The organism is Maribellus sediminis (genome assembly GCF_011799805.1).
Taxonomy (GTDB): Bacteria; Bacteroidota; Bacteroidia; order Bacteroidales; family Prolixibacteraceae; genus Draconibacterium; species Draconibacterium sediminis_A.
The window spans coordinates 637,433-652,632 of sequence record NZ_WXUB01000003.1; the positions used below are offsets into that span (position 1 = coordinate 637,433).

A 15,200-nucleotide genomic window follows, 5' to 3' on the forward strand; every position below is an offset into this window, starting at 1 on the left:
CGATTAAACGGACCTTTTCCAGTCGGCTGATTTTACCCAGTCGGCCAGGAACTTTGCATTTTCGTAAGGCAAACCCGGAATAAAACCATGTCCCAGGTTAAAGATCCAGTTCTGATTTTCGCTTCCGAACTTGATGTATTTTTCCAATTCTTTTTCAATTTCATCCTGCGGTGCATACAAAAGCCGTGGGTCGATGTTGCCCTGCAAGCCCACATCTTTGTGCACCAGTTTCCGTGCAGTTGGAAGCGAGGTTTGCCAGTCGATGCTCAGGTAATCGCAATAATCAGGTGTGATGGATGCAATTCCGGTTCCCAGTCCTTTTGGGAAATAGATGAACGGAACATCTTTTTCACGAACAGCTTCTGCCATTCTTTTCGTTGCCGGCAGGAACAATTCTTCGTATAAATCAAACGGAATCAATCCGGCGTGGGTATCGAACAACTGAAAAACTTCAACGCCGTGGTTGATCTGTTCCTGTGCGTAAATCACCGACAGATCAGTAAGTTCTTCAATCAGTTTCTTTGTTGTTTCTTTATTCTGATAAATGAACTTGATCGCATCCGGGAAATCGCCTTTTCGTCCCAGTCCCTGCAACATAAACAGCAACACGGTAAGCGGAGCTCCGCAAAATCCGATCAAAGGAATATTGGCAGGACGCGTTTTGATGATCTCGTCCACAACTTTGTAAATGTAGTCGAGTTTCGATGGATCGGGATTCAATCCTTCCAACGGGTTGCTTCGTTCAGCCAGCGGTTTCTCAAAAACCGGTCCGGCATCGGTAAAATCGAGACCCATTCCCAGTGCGTACGGAATCACCAGAATATCGCTAAAAAGAATGGCGGCATCCACTCCCAAATCATAAATTGGCATCAATGTAACTTCGGCTGCAACTTCCGGTTTTTGCATCATTTGCCAGAAGGTGTAATTCTCCTTCAGCTTCAGGTAATTCGGCAAAACCCGGCCGGCCTGGCGCATAAACCACATTGGCGGACGCGAGGTCGCTTTTCCTTTTAAAGTCTGTAATAATATTGATTCTGTCATTTCTGATTATCCTTTGAGTTGTTTTAAGGCCATGTAACTGGCTTCAACGGTTTTCTGAATGTCTTCTTTGCTGTGCGCTGCCGAAACAAATCCGGCCTCGTACTGCGATGGCGCCAGATAAATTCCATTGTCCAGTGACAATTTGAAATACTGGGCAAATAAATTTGTATCGCACTTATTCACATCAGCCAGCGATTTTACGCTGTCTTCTTCGGTAAAGAAGAGTGTGAACATCGAACCAACGCGGTTAATTACACCTTTAAATTTCAGTTCATCTAAATTGTTCTGAAGGCCTTCTTCGAGCAGTGCCGACGATTTTTCCAGGTCCTCATAAAAGTTGGGTGTTTCATCGAGCAGACGCAGCGTGGTTAATCCGGCAGCCATAGCCAGCGGATTTCCCGACAAGGTTCCGGCCTGGTAAACCGGCCCTTTTGGAGCGAGCATATCCATGATCTCCTGCCTTCCGCCGTAGGCACCAACCGGAAGACCGCCACCAATAATTTTTCCGAAAGTGCTCAAATCTGGGGTGATGCCCAGAATTTCCTGCGCACTGCCTTTTGATACCCGGAATCCTGTCATTACCTCGTCGAAGATAAGCACCGTTTTGTTCTCGTCGCACAGATTGCGGAGGCCTTCAATAAATGACTTTTCAGGAATAATAACTCCCATGTTTCCGGTAACCGGCTCAAGAATTACTGCTGCTATCTTGTCTTTGTTTTGCTCAAACAAGCGCTCAACAGAAGCCAGGTCGTTGTATTTGGCTGTGAGTGTATCATGTGCTGTTCCTTTCGTCACGCCCGGAGTGTTTGGAACGCCAAAAGTTAAGGCACCCGATCCGGCTTCGATCAGAAAACTGTCGTTGTGGCCGTGGTAACAACCTTCGAATTTAATCACCAAATCGCGCCCGGTAAAGCCACGAGCCAGACGCAAAGCACTCATGGTAGCTTCAGTTCCCGAGTTCACCATCCGGACACTGTCGACACTTGGAACCATTTTTTTGATTTGCAAGGCGGCTTCGGTTTCAAGCAGTGTAGGAGCGCCAAAACTGGCTCCCAAGGCTGCTGTTTCCTGAATGGCTGCCACCACCTTAGGATGTGTGTGACCCAGGATCATCGGGCCCCACGAACCTACATAATCAACAAATTCGTTGCCGTCGATATCGGTAATTTTTGAGCCTTTAGCAGAGGCAATAAACAGCGGATTTCCGCCAACGCTTCTGAATGAACGAACGGGTGAATTTACACCACCCGGAATATGCTTTTGTGCTTCAGCAAATGCTGTTATACTTTTTTGATATGTCATGGTAATTTACTTTCAAATCATTTTAAATCTTCAATAATATCCTGTGTGTGGTACGAAATGATCAGATCTGATCCGGCACGTTTCAGGCCTGTAAGCAATTCATGCACAATTCGTTTTTCGTCGATCCAGCCTTTGGCTGCTGCAGCTTTCACCATCGCAAATTCGCCACTTACGTTGTAGGCAGCCACCGGCATATTAAATCCGGTTTTTACGCGGTGGATAATGTCCATGTAATTCAGTGCAGGTTTTACCATAACAATGTCGGCGCCTTCCTGGATATCAAGAGCCACTTCGCGAAGTGCTTCATCGCCGTTGGCCGGGTCCATCTGGTAGGTTTTGCGGTCGCCAAATTGCGGCGCACTTTCTGCTGCCTCGCGGAACGGGCCGTAAAATGCCGAAGCATATTTTGCTGAATAGGCCATGATTGGCGTGTTGTGATATCCATTCTTATCGAGTGCCGTGCGAATGGCTCCAACGCGGCCATCCATCATATCGCTGGGCGCAATCATATCAATTCCGGATTCCACCAGAGAAACTGATTGGTGAGCCAGTGTATGTAGTGTCAAATCGTTGTCCACATCGCCATTTACGATTGTTCCGCAGTGGCCGTGCGTGGTGTATTCGCAGTTACAAACATCGGCGATGAGGTAGAGTTCCGGCACGGCTTTTTTCAGTGCACGGGCAGCCTGTTGTACAATTCCATTGTGTTGACAAGCCACATCCCCCGTTTCGTCTTTTGTTTCCGGAATACCGAAAAGCAATATCGATTGCACACCTTTGTCGAACAGTTCTTTTCCTTTTTCAACCAAAAGATCAACCGAAAGCTGCGAGTTGCCGGGCATCGAAGAAATCGGATTATCAACTTTTGTACCGGGGCACACAAAAAGCGGCATAATCAGGTCGTGACGGTTTAAGAATGTTTCGCGTACCATGTCTCTGATGACGGCATTTCTGCGCAGACGACGAAGTCTTGTTACTGGAAATTGCATAACTATAGTTTTTTAAGTTTTTTTGAATAATAATGAATTATTGCATCAACAATTCCTTGTGCTGAAGCATCTTCTGCCACAACCAGTGGTGTTATGCCCCGGTTTTTTGCTTCATGGGCGGTGATGTCACCGATGCAGGCAATACGCACATCTTCAGCAGGAATGTTTAAATGAAGTTTCATAAAATTTTGAATGGTGGACGGACTGGTGAAAATAAGCATCTCGTAGCGGTTTTCGCGAATTAACTGAAGCGTTTTTTCATCCGTATAATCCGGCATAACTGTTTCGTAAACATTTATGCGTGTACAAGTTGCATACTCTTTTAGTTCGTCTTGAATGACTGTTCTTGCCAGGTTTCCAAGGGCAAGAAGTATCTGTGGTTTTTCTGAGCAGTTTTGAATTTTCGGAATAAATGCGGCTACAAATTCTTCCGCGGTATTTCCGGGATTTACAAAAGCCGGTTTGTAGCCAAAAGTGTTAAGAACTTTCTGGGTTTTCTTCCCGATGACTCCGATTTGAATACCGGCCGTAAGTGAATCAATCCCTTTTTCTTTCAGGCTTTCAAAAAATGAACGCACTCCGTTTGGGCTGGTTAGTATCAACCAATCGAAACGGTTGAGTGTGTCAAAAATGAGTGAATCGTCTTTGCTTAATTCAAGCGGTTTGATCCTGATCAGCGGTAATTCCAATAACTGCGCTCCTTCTGCTTCGAACAGACGTTTTAATTCATCCGACTGCCCCTGCGGCCGGGTGGAAATAAACAGCTTATTTTGGAGCACAGCACTCATTATTTTCTGATCTCGTCTAATATTCTTGTGGCGCCTTTTGCAACTAACTTATCAGACAGTCTTATTCCGATTTTTTCTCCGTCAGCTACCGGTCCCGATTCGCTGTCGAGCAAATATTCAGAGCCATCGATGGAAGCCACAAAACCGGTAATCGTAATTGAATCACCTTCAGTTTTGGTGTAACAACCCACCGGCACCTGGCAACCGCCTTCGATGCTGCGCAGGAAACCGCGTTCTACTTCAATGGCATCCCACGAAGCCTGATCGTTGATTTGTGCCAAAACAGCATCCACTTCGGGATCATTGATTCTTGATTCGATGGCAATTACACCCTGACTGGTTGCCGGGATCATCACTTCAGGTTCCAGAACTTCGGTGATGTATTCATCCAGTTCCAGACGTTGTAAACCGGCAGCTGCCATTATCATGGCGTCGCAGTAACCTTCTTCCATTTTTTTAAGACGGGTATTTACGTTTCCACGGATATCAACAATGGTAAAATCCTTATTGATTCGGCGAAGTCCTGCAATTCTTCTCAAACTCGATGTGGCTATCACATCTTTTGAGGTGAGTTCACTGAGTTTTCGTCCGTCTTTACTTACCAGTGCATCGCGAAATTCGGCACGTGGCAAAACAGCTCCCAGTTTCAATCCTTCGGGTAAAGTGGTGGGAAGATCTTTCAGACTGTGGACCGCAATATCGACGGTGCCTTCTAAAAGTGCTGTTTCAATTTCTTTGGTGAAAAGTCCTTTGTCGCCGATTTTCGAAAGGGCAACATCCAGAATTTTATCGCCTTTGGTATGGATGATTTCAACTTCAACCGCTAATTCGGGAAATGCTTCAAGTAAAGTGTCTTTCACTTTATAGGCCTGATACAAGGCGAGTTGACTCCCCCTTGTACCAATCATTATCTTATTTTTCATTGGAAAGTCTGCTATTTGTTTCGCCGGTTGTTCTCTTCCAGTTTGAACAACTCGTTAATAATGTGCAGCGAATCGGTATTACGTCCGTTGTCGGTAATATCCTTCAGGTTTTTAATCAATAAACGTGTGTAACGTTGCGTAATATGGCGCGTGTAGTTATCAACCGCCTGCTTAATTTCTTTCGATTCAATGTGCTTGAAATTCTCCAGTTCCTGGCGGTACACTTCTTCCAGGTTATTCGAGATCGATTTTATGGCCGGGCGCAGTGAGCGGCTAACCACCCATTCGTTAAATTCTTCAGCAACTTCGTCGATAATATGTTCGGCTTTTTCAGCGGCTTCTTGTCTTTTCTGCGTATTTGCTTCCACGGTTTTCTGCAAATCGTCAACTGCACAAAGCTTAACGTTGTCCAGCTCACCCACTTTCTCTTCAATGTTTCTCGGAACAGAAAGGTCGATATAAATCTGAGGCCTTGGATTGATTGCCTGTGCCTTACTCACCATTTTGGCTGTAATTAGGTGATGTGGAGCTCCGGTGGCAACTATTACGATGTCGTGATTTGCCAGGTGAGATTTCAACGACAAAAAGCTAAGCACTTCCGAATTGTATTTACTGGCTACTTTTTCAGCCGATTTCATGGTGCGGTTAATCACAGAAGTTTTGCCAATACCTTTTTTAACCATATTTTGAAGTGCGAGACTTCCGGTGTCGCCGGTTCCAACAACCAGCAACGATTTCGTCGAAAGGTCGCCCAATTCCTGTGCTATCATTTCAACAGCGGTACTACTTACCGAAAGGTTACCGAGTTTTATGCCCGTTTCTGTTCGGGCACGTTTACCAGCTTCGAACGATTTTTGGAACAGACGCATTAACACCGCATCAGTCAATCCGGCATCGGTGCAATACAAATAAGCATCTTTTATTTGCCCGATTATCTGGTCTTCTCCAATGATCATGGAGTCCAAGCCGGCGGCAACACTAAACAAATGTTTTACTGCAGCAATATCGAACCTGTGATATAGATAGCGGGAACATTCCCCTTCAGCTTCTTTAAATTGCTTGAATGCATCGATTACTTTTTCGATGGCAGATAAGCGATCGAAATGGTTTTGTGAAAAATAAATTTCGGTACGGTTGCAGGTTGATAATACCACTACATCGGAAATACCGGTTTCTTTTGAAAGAAAATCAGCAAAAGGAACAATTTCTTCTTTGGCAAATGAGAATTTTTCACGCTTGTCAATTGGAGCTGTTTTATAGCTTATACCAATGAGGCCAATCATAAAATTATTTTTTCAGTTTTTAGAAAGCTTACATCTTAGAACCATCTGGTACTTAATAAGTTCAGAATGATTCTTCATTTGAAGTAATTAAATGAAAACCGGAGGTGGCCTGTTGGAAAGCGAAGAAATGCACTCGCAGTGATGGAAGAGTGCAAAATCACGCGACTTGTGTTTTATTTTTGGCTTGAAATGAAAGACCAAAAAGTTAGTAACGTTCTCGAAATCAGCTTGATTATAATGGAAAGTAGCTCCGTTTGAAGCGTTGATTCTTTCAACACGAAATTCCGTAACAAACTTCTTATCCGAAGTCTGAATTTCACCATTTGAAGCTTTTTCAACACCAAAAATCAAGATCCAGGCGTAGAACACTACAAAAGCGATATAAGGAATATGTGTTGTAAAAATACCAACCGAAAACATCTGCTTCTGATCTTTATTGAGCGAACAAAGTTAATAATAACTTGATGCACAAAAGTATTCATTTTATGTTTTAGAAAACAGAAAGCTTAATTTATATTTGTTTTGAATAGAAATAAGCAAACTTTTATCCAATAAAAAATAGTCTAAAACGATGAGATTAAACCTGGCATTTGCCTTAATAATGTTGATAACTATGGTATCGTGTTCAAAAAAACAAGTTGATGTAATTGTTGTGAATGCCGGGATTTATACGGTTGATGAGGCTTTTTCAAAAGTAGAAGCATTAGCTGTGAGTGATGGAAAAATAGTAGCCACCGGAACATCCGAGCAAATTCTGGCTGATTATAAAAGCGATAATGTTGTGGATGCAACCGGAAAATTTGTGTATCCGGGATTTAACGATGCGCATTGCCATTTTAACGGCTATGCCACCAATTTGATGCAGTTTGCCGATTTGCGCGACACTAAAAGTCCGGAAGAGATTTATGAAATTCTGAAACAACACCATGAAAAATTTGGGGGCGAATGGATTCTTGGACGCAGCTGGGATCAGAACGACTGGGATGTAAAAGAATTTCCGACCAAAGAAAAACTTGACGAATTGTTCCCCGATATTCCCGTGTACCTCGTTCGGGTTGACGGACATGCCGGTTGGTGTAACTCGAAAGTGCTCGAAATAGCCGGAATAACAGCAGAGACCAAAGTGAGCGGGGGAGAAGTGGTCGTAAAGAATGGCGAACCCACCGGAATTTTCATCGATAATGCCATGGGATTGGTGGGGAAGTTTATTCCCGAAATTACACGCGAACAACAGGAAAAAGGATTGCTGGAAGCCCAACAGAATTGTTTTGCCGCCGGTTTGACTTCGGTAACCGACTGCGGATTGAGTAAAAACGTGGTTTTAATGCTTGATGAAATGCAAAAATCAGGCGAGTTGAAAATGCGGATTAACGCCATGCTCGATCCAACCGAGGAGAATTTTGAGCACTTTGTTAAAACCGGAATTTATAAAACCGACCACTTGTTGGTGAATACCATTAAAATTTATGCCGACGGAGCACTGGGGTCAAGAGGAGCATTGATGCTGGAAGATTATTCCGACGATCCCGGAAACAAAGGTCTGCAAATTGAAACCCAGGAGTTTTACGATAAAATCTGCCAGCTGGCGTACGACAATAATTATGTGATGGCAACCCATGCCATTGGCGACGGTGGCAACCAGCTGGTGTTGGATACCTACGCAAAATTTCTGAAAGGAAAGAACGATCGTCGCTGGCGGGTAGAACATTCGCAGATTGTCAATCCCGATGATTTCGACAAGTTCGGAACGTATTCGATTGTTCCATCGGTTCAGCCAACACACTGCACCAGCGATATGCCCTGGGCAGAAGACCGGGTAGGACCGGAGCGAATTAAAGGCGCTTATGCGTATCAGACTTTGCTGAAACAAAACGATTGGATCCCTGCCGGAACCGATTTCCCGGTGGAAAACATATACCCGCTTTATACTTTTTATTCGGCAGTATTTCGCACCGATCACGAAGGTTCGCCCGAAGGTGGCTGGCACATCGATGAAGGCTGGTCGCGCGAGCAAACGCTTCGTGCAATGACAAGTTGGGCGGCTAAATCTTCCTTCGAAGAAAATGAAAAAGGACAGCTTGTTCCCGGAATGTGGGCCGATTTTGTGGTCCTGGATACCGACCTGATGACGGCTTCGCCACAGGATGTGCTCGATGCCAAAATTGAAAGTACCTGGAGTGCAGGCGAAAAGGTGTTTGAAAAATCCATGGAATTATAGGCCGATCATATCTATAAGCATACAAAACTGTAACTACCCAATGAATTAGCCTGTTTTGTTACAAATACCTTCGGGTTTTTTGCTGATATTCTTTGTATTCCTCTCCGTAGTTTTCAGCCAGAAAATGTTCTTCTTTTAGAATAAAAAAGTGAATACCAACCAGTGCCAGAATTGTAAACACCATGAAGAAGAGGTTAAAAAAAACCATCGCCGTTCCTAAAAAATAAGCATCCAGCGAAAGAAAGAATGGATTGCGGCTTACTGAAAAAATACCGCTGGTAACCAGTTTTCCGTTGTTGGTATTATCGAGTCCAAAACGTAGCGAGGTCTTGAAATGAATAAGCGTAATTGTCCATAGAATCAGCGAAGCAAGAATAAGAATACTGCCGGTAATAATTAGTATCTGGGAATCAAAAAGTTTCTGTGTCAATGCTGCGGGGAGTATATTAACTGAAATATGAAAGACAGGTTTTACGATTTCATACAGCCAGAACAGAAATATAAGAGCAAAAACGGGTATTATCAACTTATTCTTACGCCCTGCTACTGAGCTAAGCTGAATACCCTGTTTACGCAAGTGAATAACCCGGGAAATCAAGATTAATACTAGCAGCAGAAATCCGGCAAACGGTGTACTGTTCAATATCATTTGGTGAAACTGTGTTTTCCTGCTAAGTTAATCAGCCCTGCCAAAAAATAAAATCCCCGGTAAAGCTACCGGGGACACACTTGAAAATTATTTATTTGTTTGTCTTTAAATATTCGGAAATGAAATACCGATCATCAGCGGATAAACTTCAGGTCCGCGGCCGTCTTTGAACAGCGAGGTCATACTGTAGTTAGCGAATACACAGAAGTCGCCAAAGCCAATCCGGCCGGTCAGTTCGTATTTCCACTGGTTGATGTTAAAACCGCTTTTCGATTTTTCTTTATCGCCTTTATAGTATTTGTATTTGGTGTGCGAGCCCAGGTAAAGACTGCCGATAACACCACCCGCAAGGTACAAACGTGAGCTGCCCATGCGAAGCGGAGTTTTAACTTCGAGCATCAACGGAGCGGTGATGTAATTAACATGTAATTTCGATTTTTTTATGCCACGTCCATCGTTATCGTTGGGCAGATAAAGCGGAACCGTAATGGGTGGAGTTCCTTCTTTTTGCAAGGTTATCGGGTCGTTGAAAGCATAGTCGGTAAAACTGAATCCCAGGCCGGTAACAACTCCAAAAGTTTTGCGCTCGTTTTTAAACGCAAACTCCATAATATTCAGGTTCCAAGTCAGTGATTTCCCAACATTCAGGTCCATAAAATCGCCAAATTCGTCGTATTCGCCATCATAGAGTGAATAGTCGGCGCCGGTCATTACGTTAACTCCAACTTCCAATCCGGCCCAGTGTGGATTAAAGCGACCCGACCATTTCTGCCGGTGTACATCTTTTTCAACTTTAACGTAGGTGCCGTTGTGCCCGTCGATAACTTTAAAAGTACGGCGGCCTACACGGATATGAGTGGTATCGCCCCAGTCGTCGGTAATTACTTCAACGCCATTTCCAACTGCTACTTCAACGCGGTCGCCGTCTTCAACCACGGTTACCACATTTTTTTTCATTACGTCTACCTTGGTAGTATCGTTTTGCGCGAAGCTGTTTACTGCCAGTAATCCGCAAAAAATAAAGGTCAATAATTGTTTCATTTTCATTCTAGTTTTAATGTTCTGAAGCTGTGACGGACAGCATATGTGAAAAGTTACAGGAAATAAAAAAAGTTGCTGTCAGGCAACTTTTTCTTTAAAATATTTAATAAAATTCTATTCAGTTTCTTGTTTCCCCGAAGGAATGGTGAACGCCAGCAACCGTGACTCATAGTTGTATTCAGTTACTTTTCCGCTGTTGTCGGTTTGGTAAGTAAAGCGTTCATTCGAAATACTGGTTACCAAATTTAAACCTGCTTTTGTAATTTTTTCAATGCTCAGTTTTTCCTTTAAATTGTCGGCCAGTAAATGCTCTTCTTCCGGATAATCCACCTCGTAAATCAAGGTCATTGTAGCCAGCCTGGCTTTCGGATTCTGAACATCAATTGAGGCCATAATCGGATTCATTTCAGGCAGCGCTTCAATCGGTTCGCGCATTGGAATCAATTCCTGTTTTTCCAGTTTATCTGTTTTTATTTCAATTGTTTTCGGAGTCAATTGTTCTTCCTGAATGTCTTTTTCAAGTATCGGTTCTTCAATCTGTTTTACCTCTGGTTCCGGTTCTGTTTTTTGAACCGGAGTGCTAACTTCTTCCTTTTGGATAGTTTCAACAGTGTTGGTTTTGTCTTCAACCTGAGCAAGTTGGTTGTCTGGTGAAACGTTGTCGTTGCTGGTATTTATCAAACTGAAAACGGCAAGAGCCAAAATCAATACTGCTGCCACTCTTCCGGCCCACATAAACAACACTTTTCGTACTGGTTTTTTATAAAGTCTGTTTTTGTGTTCAAACTGAATGTTTTCGTTGGCAGTAAGTATGGTTTTACTGAACAGCCCGATGTCTTCCTGTTTTTCGGGATGAGCAGACAGGTAGTTTTCAAATTCTCTTTTTTCCTTACCAGAAATATCGCCTTCAAGGTTGGCAATAGCGGCAAAATTAAAAGCATCCTCCTCGTCGTATTTAGCTTTGTACAGCTTGTCTTTTTTTGTATAAGTTGTATGTTCCGGAACGGCTTCTACCGATTCGAAAAGCTTCAATTCTTCCTTCAGGTCGGGATTTTTCTGTAAAAACTCTATAAATGCGTCGACCAGTTTTTCATCGAGCTTACCTTCGAGGTAATCGACAAAATAAGCTTCGTAATTTTTTCGTGTAATATCCATCTCGCTCTCCTCTCCTTTTAAGCTACAGCTTCAATGCTTCCGATATACTTTTTCAAAAATACCCGAGCACGGTAAATGTAAACTTTCACCTGTGCTTCGCTTAGCTTGGTCAGTTCTCCGATCTCTTTGTAATTATAGCCTTCGTAATCGCGCAGCAGCAACACCATTCGCTGAATTTCGGGAAGGCGGTCCACTGCTTCTTTCAATATTTCACTCAAGTCCGAATAACTGTTTTCACGGCCTTGTTCCGGCATGCTAATCTCTTCGGTAAATACCGAATTTTTTTCTTTCCGAATACGGTCGATCATGGTATGGTATGCGGTTGTGAAAAGGTACGATTTCACTTTGCCGGCATTCACATTATCCACGTTCTTCCACAGTTTTTCATAACTGTCCTGCACAATGTCTTCAGCTTTGTAGGCATCCTTTATACTTTTCAGCACAAACCGAAACAATCGGTCAGAGTAGTCGTCAACAGCCTGGTTGTATTCGTCTCTTGTCATTAGTTTTCTGAGGCATTTACATGTATACGACGGATAAGTCTCAGGTAAGTTACAGGTAATTTTGAAATTAGCCATTTTCTATCAGCCTTCAATAAGCTTAATAAGGTTTAATTCTGATCGAGCTAATTAATCTACTAAGGTTCGTTTTGCAGAATAAGGTTGGCTTTAGTTCAATATAGTACTGAATTAGCGCATCACAAATTGCAGTTTTATTTCACAGATAAAAACCTTATTTTAGTTTGAATAAACCTTAGTAGATCAGATAATTGCATAAAATTTAAACCTTATTAACCTTATCAAACATGAAAATCGAATACAACAATCTTTGCACACATTTTATCTTAACCACTTACCAGCGAATGCCGGTTATTCCCGAAAATAACAGGGAAAGAATTGAAAAATACATTACAGGAATTGTTGCGCATCACAACTCTAAACTGTACGCGATATATGCCAATCCGGAACATGTTCATTTCATAATTTCACGATCACCAAAGATTTCTGAAGAAGAGTTGCTCACCATTGTTGCGAATAGTTCAGAACGATTCATTAATTCGAATAAACTGGTTGCCGGAAGATTTTCATGGCAGGAATCCGTATCGGCATTCTCAGTTTCAAAATCGGATGTAGATGGTGTATGTAAATATATTTTAAAACAAGCGGAGCATCATAAAAGAACAACTTTTGAGGAAGAATATCAGAAGTTTGTAAAGCATTATCAAAGCGGAATAAAAAGTTAGTATTTGCGCTAATTAAGGTTAATAAGGTTTGGTTTGTAATTGTGCAAATTATTCTACTAAGGTTAGTTTTTAAAGAATAAGGTTTTGATTCTTTGGTTATTCTAAGTTGTTCATAATCGATAAGTTGAAAACCAATTTTTGAATTAAAAGCTTCTTTTAGATAATGAATGAACTTCCTGGACAGAATTACTGAAAAACCTTATTTGGATTTTATAAAACCTTAGTAGCCTCAGAAATTCAAAGTCAAGTTTAACCTTATTCAAATTCTGGGAATAGAAAAAAACCGCTCTTCTTTCGAAAAACGGTTTTTGATCTATCGTGTAAACAATCTATTCAATAATTTCTACCCAACCATACGTATCGGGCTCGTCGCCATATTGGATGGCACGTAGTTTATTGTACAGTTTTGTCGACCATTCGCCGGCTTCTTCCTGGTTGCCGTACTTAAACCACCGGTCGTTATCGGCATCGTAAACGCCTTTAATCGGAGAAATTACGGCAGCAGTTCCGCAGGCACCAACTTCTTCAAATTCGGCCAGTTCTTCGTACGGTACTTTGCGGCGTTCAACCTTTAATCCCATTTCTTCGGCCAGAACGATCAGGCTTTTGTTGGTGATAGATGGTAAAATCGAATCCGACTCCGGAGTAATGTAGGTGTTATTCCTGATCCCGAAGAAGTTGGCAGGGCCACATTCGTCGAGGTATTTTTTTTCTTTGCTATCGAGGTAAAGCACAGCCGAAAATCCTTCCTGCTTTGCTTTTTTGCCTTCGTACATGCTGGCTGCGTAGTTTCCGCCTACTTTGTACTTACCGGTTCCCTGTGGTGCAGCGCGGTCGTATTCGCGGTAAATGACCAGGTTTGTAGGTTTAAATCCTTCAGGGAAGTATGGTCCAACCGGCATTACAAATACCATAAACAGGTATTCATCGGCAGGTTTCACGCCAATTTGCGGACCGGTACCAATCAGCAGCGGACGAATGTATAAAGCTGCTCCGCTGTCGTATGGCGGAACAAAGCGTTCGTTTTTCTTAACTGCCAGACGAACGGCATCCATAAATTTATCAATGGGCAACTTGGCCATCAGAATTCCATCCGATGAATTTTGCATACGTTTTGCATTTTCGTCCATGCGGAAAATGCGGATTTTGCCGTCTTTCCCTTTAAAGGCCTTTAATCCTTCAAAAGCTTCCTGTCCGTAATGCAATGCCGTTGCCGACATGTGTATATTAATTGTATTTGAATCGCTTACTTCCAGTTCGCCCCACTCACCATTACGGTAATAGCAGCGCACGTTGAAATCTGCGTCGCGGTATCCAAAACCGAGATTTTTCCAATCGAGATTTTCCATATTTGCTTTTAAGTCTTGCTAGTTTCTGATAATAAATGCAACTTTTGTTGCATGAGCAAAGTAAGGAAATTTTCTGTTATTAGAATAGCATATTCGTCATGAAACCCTTTTGGTATAAATGTTTTATAACGTATAAGTAATAAATGCAAATTCGGAATCAACGGGATTACGCTATTTATTTTTGTGAATTTGGAAGTATTGAAGGGCTTTTGCTTCAAAATTAAAAATCAGCGGGAAAGAGCATTTTTCTTATTTTAATTTCTCATTATTCTGATGGCGATCTTTATCGCGCGCTGTTTTTTTAGCCATGTTTTTTAAAAAGGCCTCGTTTAAATCTACACCGGTTTGGTTGGCTAAACAGATGAGCACCCAAAGCACATCAGCCATTTCATCGGCCAGGTTATATTCTTCATCTGATTTTTTAAACGACTGATCACCGTATTTACGCGCCATTATCCGGGCCAGTTCGCCCACTTCTTCGGTGAGTATCGCCATATTGGTGAGTTCGCTGAAATAACGCACGCCAATGGTTGTTATCCATTGGTCAACTTGCTGCTGGGCTTCAGGAAGCGTGAGTGTTTTAGTATTCATGATTTTCTGTAAAAAGTATAAAATTGGGATTACGATCCCAATATTCATATAAAAACTGGGATTAGGAATTATTTCTGCTAAAATTCTTTTTGTTTCGAATCGATGATAATGGTTACCGGACCATCATTTATCAACGCTACATCCATCATGGCACCAAATTTACCGGTACCTACTTTTTTTCCGAGTGCAGAAGAAGTTTCTGTAACAAATTTCTCGTACATCGGAATTGAATACTCCGGCCGGGCTGCACGGATATACGAGGGGCGGTTGCCTTTTTTAGTGCTGGCGTGCAGTGTAAACTGACTCACTACGATGATATCGCCTTCAACATCAGTCACCGAAAGGTTCATCACTCCATTTTCATCGTCAAACACCCTTAGCTGAACGATCTTTTTTACCAGGTAAGCAATGTCGTCATCAGTATCTTCGCCTTCAATCCCGACCAGAACCAAGAGTCCTGGCCCGATCGAAGAGATTTTTTCGCCTTCAACCGTGACCGAAGCTTGTTTTACTTTTTGAATAACAACGCGCATGATTTTTCTGCTTTTATTCGACTAAGGTAAAAAATCGAAGGATTCTCTCAACTTTTATTTAATATTGCTGTTTAGTTTTTCGACAATTAGTTTAG

At 42.4% G+C, this 15,200-nt stretch carries 16 protein-coding genes; 2 read left to right on the forward strand and 14 right to left on the reverse strand.

Going from position 1 to position 15,200, the window contains the following annotated elements; genetic code table 11:
- Nucleotides 1-3: 3 nt before the first annotated feature.
- From hemE to HFD85_RS14590, 7 genes are all read right to left on the reverse strand, one after another.
- Nucleotides 4-1,041, reverse strand: a complete 1,038-nt coding sequence (gene hemE / locus HFD85_RS14560; RefSeq protein ID WP_167611268.1) for a uroporphyrinogen decarboxylase — start codon at nt 1,039-1,041, stop codon at nt 4-6.
- A 6-nt stretch (nt 1,042-1,047) separates the two neighbouring features.
- A complete protein-coding gene (hemL, locus tag HFD85_RS14565; protein WP_167611271.1) occupies nt 1,048-2,343 on the reverse strand; it encodes a glutamate-1-semialdehyde 2,1-aminomutase in 1,296 nt (431 codons plus the stop codon).
- Nucleotides 2,344-2,360: 17 nt separating this feature from the next.
- Nucleotides 2,361-3,332, reverse strand: a complete 972-nt coding sequence (hemB, locus tag HFD85_RS14570; RefSeq protein WP_167611274.1) for a porphobilinogen synthase — start codon at nt 3,330-3,332, stop codon at nt 2,361-2,363.
- Nucleotides 3,333-3,334: 2 nt separating this feature from the next.
- A complete protein-coding gene (locus HFD85_RS14575; protein WP_167611276.1) occupies nt 3,335-4,111 on the reverse strand; it encodes a uroporphyrinogen-III synthase in 777 nt (258 codons plus the stop codon).
- An 8-nt stretch (nt 4,112-4,119) separates the two neighbouring features.
- On the reverse strand, nt 4,120-5,043 hold the full coding sequence (gene hemC, locus HFD85_RS14580) for a hydroxymethylbilane synthase (RefSeq protein WP_167611280.1): 924 nt from the start codon (nt 5,041-5,043) through the stop codon (nt 4,120-4,122).
- Between the two features lie 11 nt (nt 5,044-5,054).
- A complete protein-coding gene (hemA, locus tag HFD85_RS14585; RefSeq protein ID WP_167611284.1) occupies nt 5,055-6,326 on the reverse strand; it encodes a glutamyl-tRNA reductase in 1,272 nt (423 codons plus the stop codon).
- 87 nt (nt 6,327-6,413) lie between these two features.
- Complete coding sequence (locus tag HFD85_RS14590) at nt 6,414-6,746, reverse strand: hypothetical protein (protein WP_167611287.1); 333 nt, start codon at nt 6,744-6,746, stop codon at nt 6,414-6,416.
- Nucleotides 6,747-6,897: 151 nt separating this feature from the next.
- On the opposite strand from HFD85_RS14590, the gene HFD85_RS14595 reads away from it, so the two are divergent.
- Nucleotides 6,898-8,544, forward strand: a complete 1,647-nt coding sequence (locus HFD85_RS14595) for an amidohydrolase (RefSeq protein WP_167611289.1) — start codon at nt 6,898-6,900, stop codon at nt 8,542-8,544.
- A 58-nt stretch (nt 8,545-8,602) separates the two neighbouring features.
- Here HFD85_RS14595 and HFD85_RS14600 read toward each other — a convergent pair whose 3' ends face one another.
- The 4 genes from HFD85_RS14600 to HFD85_RS14615 all read right to left on the reverse strand — a co-directional run bounded on the left by HFD85_RS14600 (nt 8,603) and on the right by HFD85_RS14615 (nt 11,892).
- Entirely contained in the window at nt 8,603-9,193 is a 591-nt protein-coding gene (locus HFD85_RS14600; protein ID WP_167611291.1) for a methyltransferase family protein, read from the reverse strand.
- A 105-nt stretch (nt 9,194-9,298) separates the two neighbouring features.
- The gene (locus tag HFD85_RS14605; protein ID WP_167611294.1) at nt 9,299-10,234 is read right to left on the reverse strand and encodes an outer membrane beta-barrel protein; all 936 of its coding nucleotides are present in this window, start codon (nt 10,232-10,234) and stop codon (nt 9,299-9,301) included.
- A gap of 114 nt (nt 10,235-10,348) precedes the next feature.
- The gene (locus HFD85_RS14610; RefSeq protein WP_167611297.1) at nt 10,349-11,389 is read right to left on the reverse strand and encodes a hypothetical protein; all 1,041 of its coding nucleotides are present in this window, start codon (nt 11,387-11,389) and stop codon (nt 10,349-10,351) included.
- A gap of 17 nt (nt 11,390-11,406) precedes the next feature.
- Nucleotides 11,407-11,892 (reverse strand): RNA polymerase sigma factor, encoded by a 486-nt coding sequence (locus tag HFD85_RS14615; RefSeq protein ID WP_167611300.1) that lies wholly within the window; start codon nt 11,890-11,892, stop codon nt 11,407-11,409.
- Between the two features lie 302 nt (nt 11,893-12,194).
- On the opposite strand from HFD85_RS14615, the gene HFD85_RS14620 reads away from it, so the two are divergent.
- On the forward strand, nt 12,195-12,632 hold the full coding sequence (locus HFD85_RS14620) for a transposase (protein ID WP_167611303.1): 438 nt from the start codon (nt 12,195-12,197) through the stop codon (nt 12,630-12,632).
- A 329-nt stretch (nt 12,633-12,961) separates the two neighbouring features.
- On the opposite strand, the gene HFD85_RS14625 is transcribed toward HFD85_RS14620, so the two are convergent.
- From HFD85_RS14625 to dtd, 3 genes are all read right to left on the reverse strand, one after another.
- On the reverse strand, nt 12,962-13,981 hold the full coding sequence (locus tag HFD85_RS14625) for a branched-chain amino acid aminotransferase (RefSeq protein WP_167611306.1): 1,020 nt from the start codon (nt 13,979-13,981) through the stop codon (nt 12,962-12,964).
- 249 nt (nt 13,982-14,230) lie between these two features.
- The gene (locus HFD85_RS14630; RefSeq protein WP_167611309.1) at nt 14,231-14,572 is read right to left on the reverse strand and encodes a nucleotide pyrophosphohydrolase; all 342 of its coding nucleotides are present in this window, start codon (nt 14,570-14,572) and stop codon (nt 14,231-14,233) included.
- A gap of 77 nt (nt 14,573-14,649) precedes the next feature.
- On the reverse strand, nt 14,650-15,105 hold the full coding sequence (gene dtd, locus HFD85_RS14635; protein WP_167611312.1) for a D-aminoacyl-tRNA deacylase: 456 nt from the start codon (nt 15,103-15,105) through the stop codon (nt 14,650-14,652).
- Nucleotides 15,106-15,200 lie beyond the last annotated feature (95 nt).